This window comes from Cysteiniphilum sp. JM-1 (genome assembly GCF_008711525.1).
Taxonomy (GTDB): domain Bacteria; phylum Pseudomonadota; class Gammaproteobacteria; order Francisellales; family Francisellaceae; genus Caedibacter.
Genome location: NZ_VXKS01000005.1, coordinates 65,443 through 83,748 on the forward strand (window position 1 = coordinate 65,443; position 18,306 = coordinate 83,748).

General features: G+C 39.9%; 16 protein-coding genes and 1 tRNA gene. 1 reads left to right on the plus strand and 16 read right to left on the minus strand.

What is annotated here, in order from left to right; translation table 11 throughout:
- Nucleotides 1-127: 127 nt before the first annotated feature.
- The 16 genes from argB to F3D68_RS03425 all read right to left on the minus strand — a co-directional run bounded on the left by argB (nt 128) and on the right by F3D68_RS03425 (nt 17,856).
- The gene (gene argB / locus F3D68_RS03350) at nt 128-1,000 is read right to left on the minus strand and encodes an acetylglutamate kinase (protein ID WP_191092688.1); all 873 of its coding nucleotides are present in this window, start codon (nt 998-1,000) and stop codon (nt 128-130) included.
- Nucleotides 987-2,060, minus strand: coding sequence for an acetylornithine carbamoyltransferase (locus tag F3D68_RS03355; RefSeq protein ID WP_224728220.1), 1,074 nt, complete (start codon nt 2,058-2,060; stop codon nt 987-989). The genes argB and F3D68_RS03355 overlap by 14 nt, the downstream gene beginning before the upstream one ends.
- A 146-nt stretch (nt 2,061-2,206) precedes the next feature.
- Nucleotides 2,207-3,382, minus strand: coding sequence for an aspartate aminotransferase family protein (locus F3D68_RS03360; protein ID WP_151193064.1), 1,176 nt, complete (start codon nt 3,380-3,382; stop codon nt 2,207-2,209).
- Between the two features lie 9 nt (nt 3,383-3,391).
- Nucleotides 3,392-4,372, minus strand: coding sequence for an N-acetyl-gamma-glutamyl-phosphate reductase (gene argC, locus F3D68_RS03365; RefSeq protein WP_151193065.1), 981 nt, complete (start codon nt 4,370-4,372; stop codon nt 3,392-3,394).
- A 6-nt stretch (nt 4,373-4,378) separates the two neighbouring features.
- Entirely contained in the window at nt 4,379-6,262 is a 1,884-nt protein-coding gene (argG, locus tag F3D68_RS03370; RefSeq protein WP_151193066.1) for an argininosuccinate synthase, read from the minus strand.
- 124 nt (nt 6,263-6,386) lie between these two features.
- Nucleotides 6,387-8,069: an SGNH/GDSL hydrolase family protein gene (locus F3D68_RS03375; protein WP_151193067.1), complete on the minus strand. Its 1,683-nt coding sequence runs from the start codon at nt 8,067-8,069 to the stop codon at nt 6,387-6,389.
- A 13-nt stretch (nt 8,070-8,082) separates the two neighbouring features.
- Nucleotides 8,083-9,420 (minus strand): OmpP1/FadL family transporter, encoded by a 1,338-nt coding sequence (locus F3D68_RS03380; RefSeq protein WP_151193068.1) that lies wholly within the window; start codon nt 9,418-9,420, stop codon nt 8,083-8,085.
- Between the two features lie 207 nt (nt 9,421-9,627).
- Nucleotides 9,628-11,574 (minus strand): ribosomal protection-like ABC-F family protein, encoded by a 1,947-nt coding sequence (gene abc-f, locus F3D68_RS03385; protein WP_151193069.1) that lies wholly within the window; start codon nt 11,572-11,574, stop codon nt 9,628-9,630.
- Nucleotides 11,571-14,789, minus strand: a complete 3,219-nt coding sequence (carB, locus tag F3D68_RS03390; protein WP_151193070.1) for a carbamoyl-phosphate synthase (glutamine-hydrolyzing) large subunit — start codon at nt 14,787-14,789, stop codon at nt 11,571-11,573. The genes abc-f and carB overlap by 4 nt, the downstream gene beginning before the upstream one ends.
- Before the next feature lie 228 nt (nt 14,790-15,017).
- On the minus strand, nt 15,018-15,464 hold the full coding sequence (rplI, locus tag F3D68_RS03395) for a 50S ribosomal protein L9 (RefSeq protein WP_151193071.1): 447 nt from the start codon (nt 15,462-15,464) through the stop codon (nt 15,018-15,020).
- Between the two features lie 25 nt (nt 15,465-15,489).
- Nucleotides 15,490-15,717, minus strand: coding sequence for a 30S ribosomal protein S18 (gene rpsR, locus F3D68_RS03400; RefSeq protein WP_117002186.1), 228 nt, complete (start codon nt 15,715-15,717; stop codon nt 15,490-15,492).
- Nucleotides 15,718-15,728: 11 nt separating this feature from the next.
- Nucleotides 15,729-16,088, minus strand: a complete 360-nt coding sequence (rpsF, locus tag F3D68_RS03405) for a 30S ribosomal protein S6 (protein ID WP_117002187.1) — start codon at nt 16,086-16,088, stop codon at nt 15,729-15,731.
- 171 nt (nt 16,089-16,259) lie between these two features.
- Nucleotides 16,260-16,335: transfer RNA gene (locus tag F3D68_RS03410), tRNA-Val, on the minus strand.
- Between the two features lie 79 nt (nt 16,336-16,414).
- Nucleotides 16,415-16,627 carry a DNA-directed RNA polymerase subunit omega gene (gene rpoZ, locus F3D68_RS03415; protein ID WP_117002188.1) on the minus strand — a complete coding sequence of 71 codons (213 nt, stop codon included), beginning with the start codon at nt 16,625-16,627 and terminating at the stop codon, nt 16,415-16,417.
- A 76-nt stretch (nt 16,628-16,703) separates the two neighbouring features.
- Nucleotides 16,704-17,225: a hypothetical protein gene (locus F3D68_RS03420; RefSeq protein ID WP_151193072.1), complete on the minus strand. Its 522-nt coding sequence runs from the start codon at nt 17,223-17,225 to the stop codon at nt 16,704-16,706.
- A gap of 43 nt (nt 17,226-17,268) precedes the next feature.
- Entirely contained in the window at nt 17,269-17,856 is a 588-nt protein-coding gene (locus F3D68_RS03425; RefSeq protein WP_151193073.1) for a superoxide dismutase, read from the minus strand.
- Between the two features lie 110 nt (nt 17,857-17,966).
- Here F3D68_RS03425 and grxD point away from each other — a divergent pair, with 110 nt between their 5' ends.
- Nucleotides 17,967-18,305 carry a Grx4 family monothiol glutaredoxin gene (gene grxD / locus F3D68_RS03430; RefSeq protein ID WP_151193074.1) on the plus strand — a complete coding sequence of 113 codons (339 nt, stop codon included), beginning with the start codon at nt 17,967-17,969 and terminating at the stop codon, nt 18,303-18,305.
- Nucleotide 18,306 lies beyond the last annotated feature (1 nt).

The following is an 18,306-nucleotide window of genomic DNA, read 5'->3' on the forward strand; positions in this document are numbered from 1 at the left end:
GTTACTATATTTCTTCAACACCCCGCCTCGCAAGCTCGGCACCCCTCTTGAAAAGAGGGGAATTAATATTCAACCTTTTCGATACATCCCTTCGTTTAAACAAGGGCTTTTCTACATTCCCCTCTTTTCAAGAGGGGTGGCAGTCGTAGACTGACGGGGTGTTTATAAAGTGATTACACTTCTCAGACACATTCTTTACCTCCTCTAACTGTATTGTCGTGACTTTAGCTTTCTCACCTTGCAAGCTACGAGCAATATTATCCGCATTACTAATTACCACTTGATAAACGTTAGAGGCTAATGCATCAAAGCAATTCTCAAGTTTCACCAACATGCCTTGTTGGATCTTGCCTTTTGCTTTTAAATGTTGATAGACATTTAAATCTAAGGTTTCAATCAATGAGTGTGGATTAGCAATATCCTCATAAACCCCTGCCAAATCCATACAATAATATAGATTGACCTGATATTGATGCGCCAAAGCTTTTGCAATTTCATATGCTACTGTGTCGGCATTGGTATTTAAAAGCTGCCCGTTGCCATCATGCGTAATCGGTGCAATGACAGGTAAAAAGCCATTATTGATCAAATCAATTAATACATTACGATTAACTGCTTTAACATCACCCACAAAACCAAAATCATGCGTTTGAATTCCGCGTTTGTTGCTCAGTAGCAAATTAGCATCGACACCGCTTAGCCCCCAAGCATTTATACCCATGGCTTGCAGCTTAGCAACTATCTGTTTATTGATGATCCCGGCTAACACCATCGTTACCAGATCTAATGACACTTTATCAGTCATACGCCGACCATTAACAAAGGTAGATTCAACACCTAGACGCTCGGCTAACTCGGTAACTTGATCGCCACCGCCATGCACGATAACACATGGATCACTTGGCTTTGAAATAGCATGTAATAGCGTATTAAGCTTGTTTTCATCATCGATTACACGCCCACCTAACTTGATGATATTTAGCGCTTTATTCAACTTCATCGGCATAGACCTTTTCATTCAATAATGGTGTTTTTGACGTTTGTAACTTCAACGTTTTGACAAGTTCGGATAGCACATATTGCGCGGTATAGAGTCGATTCTCGGCTTGCTCGATAACAATTGAGCATTCAGAATCAAGCACATCATCAGCAATCACTAAATTACGTCTCACGGGCAAACAGTGCATCACCTTGGCATTGGGAGCATTTTTTAGTTTCTCTTGAGTAATCATCCATTTGTCATCAGTATTGATCACCTTGCCGTATTCTTTAGTGCTTGACCAATTTTTGACATAGATAAAATCAGCATCTTTAAATGCTTCATCTTGGTCATAGACCACTTGAGCATCACCGATAAACTCTGAATCCAGTTCATAACCTTCAGGATGTGTTATTACAAACTCATAATCCATCAACTGCATACCCTCAGCAAACGAATTTGCTACTGCATGTGGCAAGGGATTAACATGTGGCGCCCAACTTAACACAACTTTTGGTTTTTTTAGTTTTTTTGGTTTTTTATACTCTTCAATCGTTAGAATATCAGCCAGACTCTGTAAAGGATGACGCAAAGCTGATTCTAAATTCACTATTGGGCAATCCGTATATTTTTTAAATGCACTAAAGATTTGTTCTTGATAGTCTTGCTCTTTGTCATTGAGCTTGGCAAAGGAGCGAATTGCGACAATGTCACAATAGCTTGCAATGACTTGAGCGGCCTCTTTGATATGCTCAGGTTTATCAGCATTCATCACCACACCTTCGCTAAACTCCAGTGCCCAGCCATTATTCACATCAATTGGTAATACATTTAAACCAATATTTTGTGCCGCTTTTATCGTTGAAATTTTAGTGCGTAAACTTGGATTTAAAAAAATAATGCCTAAAGTTTTATGTGCACCTAATTTATCATTAGCATGTGGATTTTGCTTAATCTCAATACATGATTGAATCGCTTCTTGGATATTATCTATATCGTTAATACTTAAATACTGCTGCATGTTTTTCACTCCTAGAAACTGTGTTTCTTTTATCTTATAAATTCTCTGTTGGCTAAGCATAGTCGAAGCCCTCACATTTGCGTTGGCTGAGCGTTAGTCGAAGCCATTATAAATGTTATCCCTCACCCACGCAGCCCAAGCTGCACGAGCAATCCCGCAAGGGGAGAGGTGCCAGTTGATGAAACTTATGTCATATGATTATCATGCTACCCTTCGACTTCGCTCAGGGTGCGATGTGTGCTTTTGGATAAATGCTTAGCTTCAATCACTTCTTTTAATGCCAAAATAAATGCATCTATATGCGATTGCTGAATCGTCAGTGCGGGCAGTATACGCATCACTTGTCCGGCTTGAGCCACACCAGTAAATATATGCTTTTGCTTTAAAAGCGCATCACGAATTGCCTTACAATCTAAGCTAAATTCAACACCTAGCATAAGCCCTCGCCCTCTTACGGTTGTCACTTCAGGGATTTGTAGTAATTGTTCTTTTAAATATGCCCCTTGGTGCTTGGCATGATTAACAAGTGCTTCATCGTCAATGACTTCAAGCACAGCTAACATCGCAGCACAGGCAAGATAACTACCACCAAAGGTTGTGCCTAACATGTTTTTCAATACCGGAACATCATCTTTGATTAATACGCCACCAACAGGAAAGCCATTACCCGCCCCCTTAGCAAAGGTAATCAAATCCGGTTCAATACCGGATTGCTGAAAACTAAAAAACTCCCCTGTGCGCCCAAAGCCAGATTGAATCTCATCAACAATTAACTTTGCACCGTACTTTTGACATAACTCACTTGCCGTCTGTAGAAAATGTATATCCGGCTCATAGATACCGGCAATGCCCTGTACACCTTCAACAATCACTGCAGCCACGTCATTATCCATCGCTTTTTTCAACGCACCTATATCATTTAACGGCACACTAATGACTTGAAAACCGTTTGAAAACGGTGATTGAATGGCAAGATTATCAGTAACTGCTAAGGCGAGATTTGTGCGCCCATGAAAGCTATTATTAATGCTAATGATCTTATTGCGCTTGGTGACAACACCAGCAAGTTTAAGCGCATTTTCTACCGCTTCCGCTCCTGAGTTGACTAGAAATAACTGGTAATTATGACAGCCACTTAATTGTGCTAGTTTATCTGCCAGATGTTGTTGCATCGGCATCTCAATACTATTGGAATAAAAACCGATATGTTGCAACTGTTGAGTGATTCTTTCAATATAATGCGGATGGCTATGCCCAATCGAGATCACTGCATGTCCACCGTATAAATCAAGATATTGTTGATCATTGCTATCCCAAACATATAAATCTTTGGCTTTATTTAATGCAATGGGATAACGATCATATACTTCATATAAATTCATAAAATCACCTTAAAAAACACTGGCTTTGAGGGATAGGCCTAACTCACAAGGCAAACCAAACATCAGATTCATATTTTGTAGAGCGTGCCCTGAAGCCCCTTTAATCAAGTTATCAATGACACTGACAACATGCAGATACTCACCATGTTTTTTCACGGATAATAAACAAGCATTGGTATTAACAACCATTTTTAAATCTGGCTCATGATCAAGCACTTTGACAAAGGTACTTTGCTCGTAAAATGCTTGCAAAATTCGTTGTGCCTTTATTTCAGTGAGATCTGACTTAAAATAAATCGAGGCAAAAATACCACGACTAAAATTCCCTCGCATTGGCACAAATAATATTTGATTGTTTGCTGATAACTTAAGTTCCTGTTTAATTTCAGTCAGATGCTGATGTGAGAATGCTTTATAGACAGACATATTATTAGTGCGCCAGCTAAAATGTGAAGTTCCACTGTGCATCACACCGGCACCTGTTGAGCCGGTAATGGCATTGATATGAACATCGCCATCAACATAATGACGAAAAGGCATTAAAGCTAGAAGTATTGCAGTCGCAAAGCAACCAGGATTGGCAATATTAGATCCAATTGCAACCGCACTTTGCTTAATATCCGCCAAACCATAGACAAAATCTGGATTTGCCTGAGTATCTCGATGATCCTGACTTAAGTCAATTATCTTAGTACCCTGCTTGAATTGATGAGATTTAAGTGCTTCTTTGGCTTGCCCGTGCCCCACACATAAAAACACGACATCGACATTATAATTTATCTCTTTATCGAATACGCGTTTATTATCGATCAGATAGAAATCATGATGGGTTTTGGCAATTAACTCACCGCCTTGTGAGGCACTATGTATGAATTGAATATCCACCTGTGGGTGATGAGTCAGTAGTCGCAATAACTCACCAGCGGTATAACCCGCACCGCCTAAAATACCAACCTTTATTTTTTTTATTTTTTTGTTATGCTCATTCATAAAACCTCACCCTGTCACCGCTGCTTTGATTGAGCTTAATGGCGTTGTCTTAACTGATTTATCTTTATTCTGCAATTGATAATAAGCAGCAAGTTGTGTGCTCATCACTTTAGTGAATCCTTTGACATCATCACCAGTGAAACTTGCATTTTCCTCGCCATATTTGGCATGTTGCGCCTGCATTAAATCATGCTCAGACTGTATACCCAACAGTACGAAATGAAGTGGATAAAGCTTCACAAATACATCCCCTGTGACCTTTGCCTGAGTCGATAATAGCAAGGCTTCAATATCACGTGCTGCCGGATCAAGAAATTGTCCTTCATGCACCATCTCCGCATAGGTGTCACTTAAGCTTGTTTTAATCTTAAGTTGTGCTTTAGTCAGCACATGCTTTTCTAATAAGTGATGTGCCTTGATCAGTATTAAAGGCGCAGGCGCTTCAAAGCCAACACGCCCTTTGATGTTGATAATGGTGTCACCGACATGAATGTCGCGCCCAATACCATATTGACTGGCAAGATCATTTAGTTTTTGAATCACCTGAATTGAATTTGATAACTCGTCATTTAAGGCAATTGGCTCACCATTAATAAAGGTAATCTTTAGCGTTTCTTCTCTATCTTTCGCTTTATCTATCTTAGTTGGCCAAGCCTCATCTTTGAGATATAAATGTGAACTTAAGGTCTCAACACCACCAACAGAGGTGCCCCATAAGCCTTTATTAATCGAATAGTTTTTGCTACTTTCGCTGCAACTTGCACCATGCTTGATCAGATATTCCTGAGTAGCAGCACGCGATAATTTCAAATCGCGAATGGGCGTTATAATTTGAGCTTCTGGAGATAATATATGAAACATAAGATCAAAGCGCACTTGATCATTACCTGCTCCCGTGCAGCCATGTGCAATCTTAGTGATCCCCATCGTATTTGCTACCTTGGCAATCGTCATTGCTTGAAAAGCACGCTCAGCACTGACAGATAATGGATAACAATTGTTTTTTAGTGCATTAGCAAAGATCAGAAACTTAACACATTCCTGATAAAAGTCTTTGGTGACATCAATACTTTGATGCGTTTTCGCACCCAACTGATAAGCCCTGCGCTCAATCTGAGCTAACTCAATTTGAGTGAAACCACCCGTATTGACAGTCACGGTATGCACTTCTAGATCATGCTCCTGCTGTAAATACTTAACACAAAAACTCGTATCTAAACCTCCACTAAATGCGACAATAACCTTCATTGGTTGCTCCCTTTTATTATTTTTATTACCTTGATTCTTTTGTAATACACCTTGCTCTTGCTGCTCTATTTGCTCTTTCTGTTCTTTTTGCTTTTGTTTTCTTTGCGGATCGTACAGCATCCCCGTGCATAAACAGTTTTGATATTCTTTGGCTTGTAAAATAGCGAAGTTCACGCAACTCATACATCCTTGCCAAAACGTTTTATCCGTTGTTAAGCCAGTAAAGGCAGCCGGCTCATAACCCAACTCATAATTAATACGCATCACCTGCGGGTTGGTTGTTAACCCAAAGATCTTGGCATTAGGATAATATTCACGCGCTAATATAAATGCTTTTGACTTTAGGGCTTTGGACAAACCTAAATTGCGATATTCTGGGAAAACAATTAAGCCTGAATTAGACACATAAGCTTTGTCTTGCCATGACTCAATATAACAGAAGCCTACGATTTGATTAAGCAGGCGATCAATCGCAATAACTGCATGTTTTGAGCGCATTTTCTCTTGCAAATAATTCACACTGCGCTTGGCAATACCGGTCTTTCTTTGCTTAGCACTTTCCTCAATCTGTACGGCAATGGCACTGGCAAAATGGCAATGTGTACTATTAGCAATAACGATGTCGACATGACTTAGCTTCATCTAGGTGCTTTTTTGTTAATCCAAACGAAGCTCAACGATAGCAAAGCCTTAATGATAGATAAAATTCATTTTTTATATGTTTTAATGAATTAAATTCATCAAAACATGGTTTTCCATTAGTGAATTAATTAAAAGCTTCCATTGCTTTAGCGATTTTTGCAGCAATCACTTGATGCGTCTCTGCTGTTGGATGTACTGTGTCTTCAAATAGATGTTTTTTATTATCAGCTTGCGGTGTACACAATAGTGCAGAATTAGTCAAAGCTGCTAATGGGTTACCTGTTTCTGACGCCTGTATACAAGCAGGTGTTGTCACATCATCAAACTGATAGGTTTTACCCAATGCAGACATCTCATAATTTGCCACCATATCATTCATTAAATTGAAAACATCTACCGGCACAATTTTAATGCTTGAATCCTGCTTTTGTAATGCCCCTAACATATTACTCAATGCGGTGTTATAAGCAACAGATGCTTTTTCAAGTGCGGATTGCTGGTTAGCCGCAATCGCCAATGGTGTTAAACCAATATTTGGTAAAAATAGCACAACAAACTTCTTAGCACCATGCGCTGCAAGATACTGAACATCATAGGCAATATCGCCTGCAGCTTGCGTCATGACCTGAGCAACCTCTGCCGCGGATGGTGTTGGCTGTTTTGCAACCTCAAGGAATAAGTTGTTGGCACCGCCCCATAAGATATACACTTTATCTGGGTCCGCATACTTTAATGATTGTTGTGATAAATAGCTATCAATTTGATTATAGCTTTCAAGCTGATCATAAACAGGCTGCAAGCTTTCATTTGGGCTTTGCGCTTTAGGGCAGCTATAAGCAGGTTGACCATTCACTTGTGGAATAGGACCAATCGGTGATGGCATATATAATGGTACATTTCCAGGTGGAAGTAATTGAGGATTAAACTCTCCTAATACTGTAAACATCGCTTGCGGCAAAACAAGTCCAATTCCTGCACAAGTGGTTGTTGCACCACCTTGGGCATAATTATTACCTGCTAAACCTTTACTTTCCGTATCAAGTGAGATATTAGCAGCTTGCAATATCGTGTTAACCAGGTTATACCACTGCGTATATGCTACCTTTATTGGCTGCATATAGTGACTATTGTTAGGTAAAGTCATTGCGCTTGATGCCCCGACCAACTTAGCTAAATCAGTAACCCAAACATTGCCACCTGGGGTGGTATAAGTTGCTGATTTATCAATTGAGGTTCCTGGCACTGTTGGCCATTCAGGTAATACATTGGGTAAAAATGCATGCAACCCTTTAACCAAAGCAGCTAGCTGATCCTGAACACCTGCATCTGACAAACTATCGCCAAATACAACGAAGTCTTGCCCTTTATCACCTTTAACCGTAATCGTTTGTGTTGTGCCGCCAACACTTATGGTTAAAGTGTCCTGTTGATTATATTGCGCATCTGAAGTTGGCGCATAGCTCAAACTAAATTGACAACTTTGACCATTACTAATAGCTTGCGCACATGACCCAAGATTAACAGTAAAACCAGCATTTGGATTGGATTGTGTGACACTCACCTGATATGCATTTGACTGACCGACTGCACCAATGCTTTGATCACCAACGCTTACAGTGAACTCTTTTTGGTTATTTTGATTGATATCCGCATGGATTACATTATCTGTTGGTGAGCTGACATTAACAGCGACACCAGCGCTGTCACCCCCACCTCCGCCACCACAGGCAGATAAAAGCATTGCAGCGCTCAATAGACTGATTTTTTTCCATTCTTTTTTGTATTGCGAAAACTTTATGTTCATCATCTTTACCCCATAATTAGAATTTATATCTCAGCGCCAAACCGAATATATCAGCGAATCCGCGATAATTAGCAGATACCTTGTTTTGCTCAATATTTGGAATATTTGCATTTGAACCAGTATACTCAGTGACATTGATACTTTGATTGAGCATAAAAATATGCTCATAAACCACATCAATTGAAAAATGATCATTAACATGGTACGTGCCACCCAATGTTACCCAAATGCGATTAGTATCTGGCATTCTTGCATCTCTTGTTTCTGACACGGTTGGCGTTTGATCATATGCTACACCGGTTCTTACCGACCAATGTGGAGTGATCTTATAATTGGTACCTAATGAAAATAACCAGCTGTTTTTCCAACCTAATTGCATCGTTGATGAGGTTGAATAGCCTCCTGGTGTATCAATGGTAAGCTTATCTAATGTGCCCCACATTGTATACTGCACAGTGCCTCTGACTTGCCATTTTGACGTAATATCTTGAGTAATACCAAAGTTAATCACACCTGGTGTTCTAAATGAAGTCGATGCATCAGAAATATAGCTATTATACGGTGCTCCTGGTGTTATTGGTGTACTACCTGTTGGCAATAACCATTGATTGCCTGTGCCTTCAATGTTCATCTTAACTGGTGTGCGATAACTCAAACCAAAATAAGTCGCTTTCACTGGGTGAAACATCACCCCAAAAATTCCACCAACACCCCAGCCATTACCATTAATATTAGTCGCTTGATTTGTAGGCGTTGCCAACTCACCATCATAGTTTGAAAACTCAGCACTGGCATACTGGATTTGCAAGCCCGCGGCAATCGAGATCTCTGGAATAATATTAAAGGCAATCTCAGGCGTTAGATTAATCACTTCAATCGATGTTTTCTGTGCGGCATAGCGCACAACTGAATTATCATCATAATTTGTTGTCATTCCCCATGGTGCGGTTAACGCCACACCTGCAGCTAATCGATCATTAATACGCCATGCACCATATAGATTAGGCACTAGCGCGCCCTCAACCACACTATTTTGTGATGATGCGCCTGACACAGGGTTATCCGCGAAAGGGATGGTGCTGTAATGCACACCATGACTGGCTTGTGCATTAGTCATTTTCACACTAGGTAAGATATAGCTGCCGCCAAGGTAAACGCTGCTATCTTTAACAAAGCCCAAGTTAGCCGGGTTGTTAAAGATACTACTAACATCATCTGGACTTGCAGCACTTCCTGCCATTGCCATCCCTTGTAAATAAACACTATTTTCATTGACTTGAAAGCTCGCTGCTTCGGCATGACATGCCATAGCAAAAGCCACTGCCACAAATGACAACTTATGTAATTTTTTCATGTTTTCCCCTCTTTCAACAAAATACGCTCACACATGTATTTAATCTACACGTAAAACAGAGCGATTGTACTGAATCTAGCTGATCAGTCAAATTGACACAGGCATAATCAGAATGAAAAGGTCTCAGGAATACAATGCGCCCTCATTGTTGGGTAACTTATCTACACAATAGATTAGGGATAATACAACACATGCTGCACATGCACATCAACTTTCACATTCTAATTGCTCATGCAATTCAAGCCAGATAAGCTCTTTTTCCTCAAGCTCGACTTGCACTTGCTGATGTGCTTTGAGTAACTCATTGAGTTGCGCCTTATCCTGATAAATCGCTTCATCCTGAAGTTTAAGATCAAACGCTTCTTTTTGCGCTTGCAGCTTAGCCATTTCCTTTTCAATTTTTTTAATTTTGTCGATAAGTGGCTTTAATTTTGCTTGTAATTGCGCGCGTTGTTGGCGGGATTCTTTCTTATTTTTTGGCGCTTCTTGTGTTTCTTTTATTTCTTGCGTCTCTGATATCCCTGCTATTTCTGAACTCTTATTATCGACAGCATTAGAAGCTACTTTTTGCTTATCTTTCTTCTTTTGCTCAAGCACATATTGATAATAATCGGTTAAATCACCATCAAAAGTAGACACCTGCCCTTGATCAACTAACCAATACTCGTCAACCGTGCTTTCTAGTAAATAACGATCATGCGATATCAATACCAAAGCACCATCAAAAGATTGCAAAGCAAATGCCAAGGCTTCGCGCACTTCAATATCTAAATGGTTGGTCGGTTCATCTAGAAGTAAAAAGTTAGGCTTTTGATAAACGATTAATGCAAGCGCTAAACGCGCCTTCTCACCACCTGAGAAACCACCGACTGCCGATAACGCCATATCATTACTAAAGTTAAATCGCCCCAAAAACTTGCGTGCCTGCTCATCGGTAATTTTTGTATCCAAACGCTTCATATGCGTCAAAGCAGAGGCATTAAAATCAAGTGCATCCAATGAATGCTGGGCAAAGTAGCCAATCTTTAGATCAGGGTGTTTTTTGCTCTCCCCTTGAGATAATGCCAGATCTCCAACTAAACCTTTAACAAAGGTTGATTTCCCAGCTCCATTTTTACCCAAAAGCCCTATGCGCATCTCTGGCAAAATCATGGTGTTAAGATCACTTAAAATAACCTTATCGCCATAGCCCAACATGCCGTTTTCAAGAGTTAACAAACTACCTGTTGGCATCTTAGAATTCTCAGCAAAGCTAAAACTAAAACTTTGCTTATCATGTACCGCCTCGATACGCTGCATTTTTTCGAGCATTTTAACGCGCGATTGCGCTTGTTTTGCTTTGGATGCCTTGGCTTTAAAGCGATTAACAAAGCTTTCTAAATGAGCAATTTTCTGCTGTTGTTTGACATGCGCTTTTTGTTGTAACAAGCGTTTTTCATGATATTGCTTTTCAAAAGATGAATAATTACCTGTGTAACTATCAATGCCTTTATTTTCAATATATAACACACGCTCAACGACATTATCGAGAAATATTCGATCATGAGAAATAAGGACGATCGCGCCTTGGTAATTCTGTAAATAACGCTCAAGCCACATCACCGCATCTAAATCCAAATGGTTTGTCGGCTCATCCAGTAGCAGAATTTCGGCTTGTTGTAATAAAGCTTGCGCTAAATTCAAGCGAATACGCCAACCGCCTGATAAGGATTTAACAGGTTCATGTAGCTGCTTTGGTTCAAAGCCTAAACCATCTAACAATTGCGCGGCTTGCGACTCTAGTTGATAGCCACCTAAGGCTTCAAAATCAGCATGAAGTTGCGCATGCTCTTCATAAGCCTCCTCAGTGAGCGCTTGCTCCATTGCCACCGTTAATCGATGCAATTCAGCATTGCCTTGCATAACATAGCGCACAACCGAAGCCTCTAAATCATCGACTTCTTGTTTGACCGTCACAATACGCGTGCCCTTGGCAATTTCAAGTTCACCTTGATCTGCCTGTAAGCCCTGAGCTAAAAGCATAAATAACGAGGTCTTGCCAGCACCATTCGCACCGACAAGACCGATTTTTTGCTTATCATAGATGGCGAAGCTGACATCATCAAACAATGTCTTTAAGCCGCGCTGTAATGAGATATTTTGTAATGTAATCAAGCACGAGTCTCCATAAACTCTCGCCACGATTTAACGTGAATGGGCGCGTCATGCAATTCAGCCAATGAACGCAAGGTTAACTCAGCAATCTGCAAATTAGTAATCAGTGGAATATGGTGATCAACCGCAAGACGACGAATCTTAAAGCCATCAGATACATTATCATCACTAACATGTTGCTGACGACGTGGAATATTGATAATCAAATCAACACAATGATCCGCAATTACTGTTTCAACGTTTGGCGCTTCTGATTCACTGATTTTGTGGGTTAATTTGGTTTCAATACCTAAATCACTTAAATATTGATGCGTACCGGTTGTGGTATAAATCTCCCAACCTTGTTCATGCAAACGCTTGATCTCAGGCATGAGTTTAACCTTCTTATCACCGCCAATGGATAAGAGAATCTTCTTGCGTTTAACAAACATCTCAGTCGCCTGCCATGACTTATAAAATGCATCTAGTAAATCATAACCAATGCATCCCACTTCACCAGTCGATGACATCTCAACGTGAGCAACAGGGTTCGCACCCTTTAAGCGGTTGTACGAAAACTGCGATGTTTTAACGCCAACATAGTCAAGATCGAGCGTGTTATAACGCTTTTTCTTATATTTACCGATAATCACTTCCGTCGCGATTTCAATAAAATTGTGTCCTGTAACTTTTGAGACAAACGGGAAAGATCTTGAAGCGCGTAGATTACACTCAATCACCTTAAGGTTATTATCTTTAGCGATAAATTGAATATTAAAAGGTCCTGAGATATTTAATGCTTTGACAATTTTCTTGGTAATACGCTTAGCACGACGAATCGTCTCTAAATAGAGATTTTGCGGAGGCAATACAATCGTGGCATCACCTGAGTGAACACCTGCGTTCTCAACATGCTCAGAAATCGCATAAATGACAATTTCACCATTCTCAGCCACGCCATCCATTTCAAGCTCTTTAGCATTGTTGATAAAATCTGAAATAACCACAGGATGCTCAGGTGAGACAGAGGTGGCTTCTGCTAGGTATTGCTCAAGTGCATCTTCTGAGTAGATTACATTCATCGCCGCCCCTGATAATACATACGATGGACGCACCAAAATTGGATAACCAACTTTATCTGAGAACTCTTTGGCTTTTTCAAGCGTTGTCACCGATTGCCATTCGGGTTGGTCAATACCCAAATCATTCAACATCGTTGAGAAAATCGCACGATTCTCTGCCTTATTAATATTCTGAGGAGAGGTGCCTAAAATTGGGTAACCTGCTCTTGCCAATGGCACGACCAAGTTATTGGCAATTTGCCCACCTACAGAAACAACGATGCCTTTTAGGTTTTCAAAATCGGCAATATCCTGCACACGTTCAAATGTTAATTGCTCAAAGTATAAGCGATCAGACTCATCATAATCAGTCGAGACAGTTTCAGGGTTTGAATTAATAATAATTGGCGATTCACCGAGTTTCTTCAACGTATGAGCAGTCGTCACGCCACACCAGTCAAACTCAACGGATGAACCGATACTATAAGGACCTGAGCCAATAATTAAGCTTGCCTCAATTTCAGACGGTTTAACATCATGCTCAATCCCGTGATACGTCATGTATAAGTAATTCGTTTCTGCTTCAAACTCTCCTGCTAGGGTATCGATTTGTTTAACATAAGGCACAATGCCTTGTGAAATACGCCAAGCGCGTAAAGCCTGTACATCCATGTCACGAAAACGCGCAATCGATTTATCAGAAAAGCCAAGCTTTTTAGCTTCTTTTAACAACTCTTTCGTCAGTGGATTATTTAAATTCTTTAAGCGGTTTTCCATCTCAGCAATGGTATGCATATGATTTAAGAACCACTTATCAATCTTTGATAACTGATAGGCTTTTTCAATATCGCCACCTTGCACAAAAAAGCGATGTAACGCAAAGATCCGGCGATCAGTCGCGCGTTCAATCTCAAGCTCAAGATCAGGAATCTCAAAAGGATAGTCCGATAAATCTGCCGCACCAATATTGAGCATGCCAACGGCTTTTTGTAAGCCTTCAGGGAACGACCGGCCAATTGCCATCACCTCACCGACTGACTTCATCTCAGTCCCGATAAAGCGCTCGGCTTTTTTAAGCTTATGCGTATCCCAACGCGGGATCTTGACAACAATATAATCAAGGGCTGGCTCAAAATAGGCACAGGTTTTCTTGGTTACCGCATTTTGTAATTCATGGAGGTTATAACCCAAAATCAATTTCGCCGCGATAAAGGCTAGTGGATAACCTGTCGCTTTTGACGCTAGAGCTGATGAACGAGAAAGACGCGGATTAATCTCAATTACCCGATAATCTGACGTCTCGAGATTAAATGCATATTGAATATTACACTCACCGATAATCTCAAAGTGATTAGCCACATCAATCGCGATCTTACGTAAGCGATGATACTCTTCATTGTTAAGGGACTGCGAAGGTGAAACAACAATACTTTCACCGGTATGAATCCCCATCGGATCAAAGTTTTCCATATTGCACACGGTGAGCACATTGCCTGCCATATCGCGCACAATTTCATATTCAAACTCATTCCAGCCTAACAAACACTCTTCGATCAGTACTTGTGAGGTAGCATTTAATACTTCAGTAACTCGATGCTTAAGCTCGCTTTCCGTTCTAACAATCCCCGAGCCCAAGCCACCTAATGAGAAACCTGAGCGCATCATTAATGGAAAGCCTATTTCCTTAGCCGCAATAATGGCATCTTTTAATGTTGTCGCGACAAAGCTCTTGGCAGTTTTAACATTAATCTCATCTAACTTATCTTTAAAAAGCCCACGATCTTCAGCTTCTTTGATCGTTTGCACTGAACTGCCTAGCACTTTGACATTATGCAGTGCTAAAATACCCTTTTCTTCGAGTTTAAGACCCAAGTTTAATGCCGTTTGCCCACCGAAGCTTAGCATGATCGCATCAGGCTTTTCTTTCTCAATAATTTTGGTTACGTGTGCTAAGTCTAGAGGTTCAAAATAGACCTCATCCGCCATACCAGGATCGGTTTGAATGGTTGCAATATTGGGATTAACCAAGATGACTTTGATACCTTCTTCTTTTAATGCCTTGATGGCTTGCGATCCGGAATAATCAAACTCACCTGCTTGTGAGATGCGGATTCCGCCAGAACCTAATAGTAAAACTTTTTGAATATGCTTGAATTGCTCGCGATGATTAATCATTGAAATTTCACGTTGTCCGAGGTTACCTTATTCTAAAGAAATTTTTGTGAAAGGCAATTGGCGATTTTTATTTTAATGCTCATCATAAATTACTTTTACAAGCACATACCGCTTTAAAAACTAAAATTTGCTATGGCAATCTATCCGTGACATTTTAGTTACTTTAAACACAAAAAAGCCGCAAAATCTGCGGCTTAAGTGTAATAGTGGTTAGTGAATAATTAGGAATTATTCAGCAATAACAACCAATTTGATATCAGCATCAACATCTGAGTGTAAGTGAACTGATAGCTCGTACTCACCCAATGAACGGATGATACCTTCTGGCATGCGTACGTGACGTTTTTCAACTTCAACGCCTACAGCCGCGATAACATCAGCAACTTCTTTAGTCCCAACAGAACCAAATAGCTTACCACCATCACCAGCAGCTGCTTTGATTGTGAATACTTGACCTGAGATTTTCTCAGCTTTCGCTTTAGCCGTTGTTAAACGCTCAGCTTCTAATTTTTGTAATTCTGCTTTTTGCTTTTCAAAAGCAGCAATGTTCGCTTCAGTTGCTTGAACTGCTTTGCCATAAGGCACTAAGTAGTTACGCGCATAACCTGGCTTCACATTTACAACACTACCTAGCGTGCCTAGGTTTTCTACTTTTTCTTTTAAAATAACTTGCATTGTCAAAGACCTCTAAACTTAAAGATTAGTTAAAGTGACGATCACAGTAAGGGATCAACGCTAAAAATCTTGCTCTTTTGATTGCATTAGCAAGTTGACGTTGATACTTAGTTGATGTACCTGTGATTCGACTTGGAACGATTTTGCCAGTTTCAGTGACATAACCTTTCAATGTATTTAAATCTTTGTAGTCGATCTCTTTAACGCCTTCAACGGTAAAACGACATACTTTACGACGACGATTTGGACGCATCTTTTCTCTCCTTACTCAGCAGCTTCGCTTGTTTCTTTAACTTCTTTTTTCTCATCTTTTGCCATCATAATTGATGGCTCAGTGATCGCTTCATTTTGGTTAAGCACTAAACGACGTAGAATCGCATCATTGTATCTGAATGATTCATTTAACTCGTTCAACGCTTCGGTATCACACTCGATATTCATCAAAATGTAATGAGCCTTGTGAAGCTTAGCGATTGGATAAGCAAGTTGACGACGTCCCCAGTCTTCTAAACGGTGAATTTTACCGCCTCTAGACTCAACGATTTCACGGTATTTTTGCAACATGTTTGGTAACTGATCGCTTTGATCAGGGTGAACCATGAACACGATTTCATAATGTTTCATAATTTTACTCCTTTCGGTTTATCGTATCTACTCTCGATAAGCTATTGCACACCTTGAATATAAGGGCAACAGCAAAGAGCCGCGCTATTGTCACAGATAGCAGCTTAAAACTCAAGCACTATTATGTGACACAAACAAAAAAGGCTCCCAATTGGAAGCCTTTTAAATCTCTGGTGGGTGCTGAGGGGTTCGAACCCCCGACCCTCGCCTTGTAAGGGCGATGCTCTCCCAGCTGAGCTAAGCACCCGAGAACGAGATGAGATTATAGGGTTAAAAAAATCAAAGTCAACGCCTAAAATCAATATTTTTTGTTTTTATTAATCTTTTTAATATTCCTGTTCAGCACGGATTTCCACTTTGTTTATTTTGCCATCAGCAATCTCACGCAAAGCAACAACAGTTGTCTTATCATTATCCCAGTCGACACGTGGTTCTTGACCACTTAGACTTAGAAAGCGTGCTCTTTTTGATGCTAAAACAATTAATTCAAAGCGACTATCGATTTTCTCTAAACAATCTTCAACTGTTACACGTGCCATACATATTCTCCAAAGTTCAAAAGCCGGTCAATTCTATAGAAGTTTTATGATTTTGCCAAGTATTACAGAGTTTAAACTACTGCCACTTTTCAGTCACTGGGTTAGTCACAGTATTCTTTTGAATCGTGAAAGTCCCATTTTGTTGAGCAATCATATCTCCTGTGTCAGTAATCGCATTTTGAATAAAAACACCATTGTCCTTTTTACCAATATTAATAAAAGTTAACTGATGGAATGCAGTTTTATTACCCCAGTCTGACGATGGCAGAGAGACGTACCTAATTGTGTATGTCTGATTTTTAAAGTCTCCTTCTAGTACATATACCCCATAATGGTTTTCTCCCTCTGAGATTAACTTGTAAATACCATTATCATAATAAAATATTTTGGCATCTGGAAAAGGCTTTTTGCTATACATCTTTCGATAGTGTAGTGTCTGCTCATAAGTTGGAAGACCAAATTGTAGCTCAAGCTTAGTTTTTGAAGATGCAACCGTTACCTTGCTATCCGCTTCATCCCTAACGACATCAGCGTTTGCAACAGAAACACATACCAAAAGAGATAAAAAAATGGATCTATTGAAACACACTAATTTCATGTCTAATCCTTAAGTTAGAGAATACTTGTTTTGAAGCAATGTTTTACTTTTCAAACTGCTTAGCAACAAAATCCCAATTAATAATACTCCAGAACTCTTCGACATATTTTGGACGCGCATTACGATAATCAATATAGTACGCATGCTCCCATACATCGCAAGTTAAAAGTGGTGTGTGACCTTCAGTTAATGGGCACGCTGCATTACTGGTACTTACTAGCTCAAGCTCACCTTGCTTGGTTTTCACAAGCCACGCCCAACCAGAACCAAAAGTAGTTACCGCTGTTTTGCTAAACGCTTCTTTAAAGGCATCAAAGCTACCAAACTTTTTCTCAATCGCTTGCAATAAAGCGCCTTCTGGTTTTGCTTTAGCATTTGGAGTTAAGCAATTCCAATAAAACGTGTGATTCCAGATTTGTGCGGCATTATTAAATACACCAGCTTTTGAGGTTAAAATCACATCTTCTAATGATTTACCGGCAAAAGATTTAAACTCATCTGTTTTTAATAGGTTATTTAAGTTAGTGACATACGCCTGATGATGCTTGCCATAATGATACTCGATTGTCTCCTCAGAGATCACGGGTGCCAAAGCATTTTTAGGGTATGGTAACGATGGTAATTCAAACATTTCTTGCTCCTTGTTGGTTGACCAAAATTTAGAAACTGATATATGATGTACGCGCAATATAATACTAATCCTGTATCTTTTCAAGTTTAGACAATAATAAGGAAACAATAATGCATACAAATCATAACTTTGATGAAGAAAAAGTAATCGAAACGATAAAATCACAAATTGCTGAAAACAGCATTCTGCTTTACATGAAAGGCACGCCTAAAATGCCACAATGCGGATTCTCAGCACACACGGTTGCTGCAATTCAAGCCTGTGGCAAGCCTTTTGCGTTTGTTAACATCTTAGAGAACCCTGAGATTCGTGCCACATTACCAAAATATGCTAACTGGCCGACTTTCCCACAACTTTATGTTAATGGTGAACTCATTGGCGGATGCGATATTGTTCTTGAGTTACATGAAAACGGTGAGCTTCAAGAAATTATTGATCAAGCTAAATAGT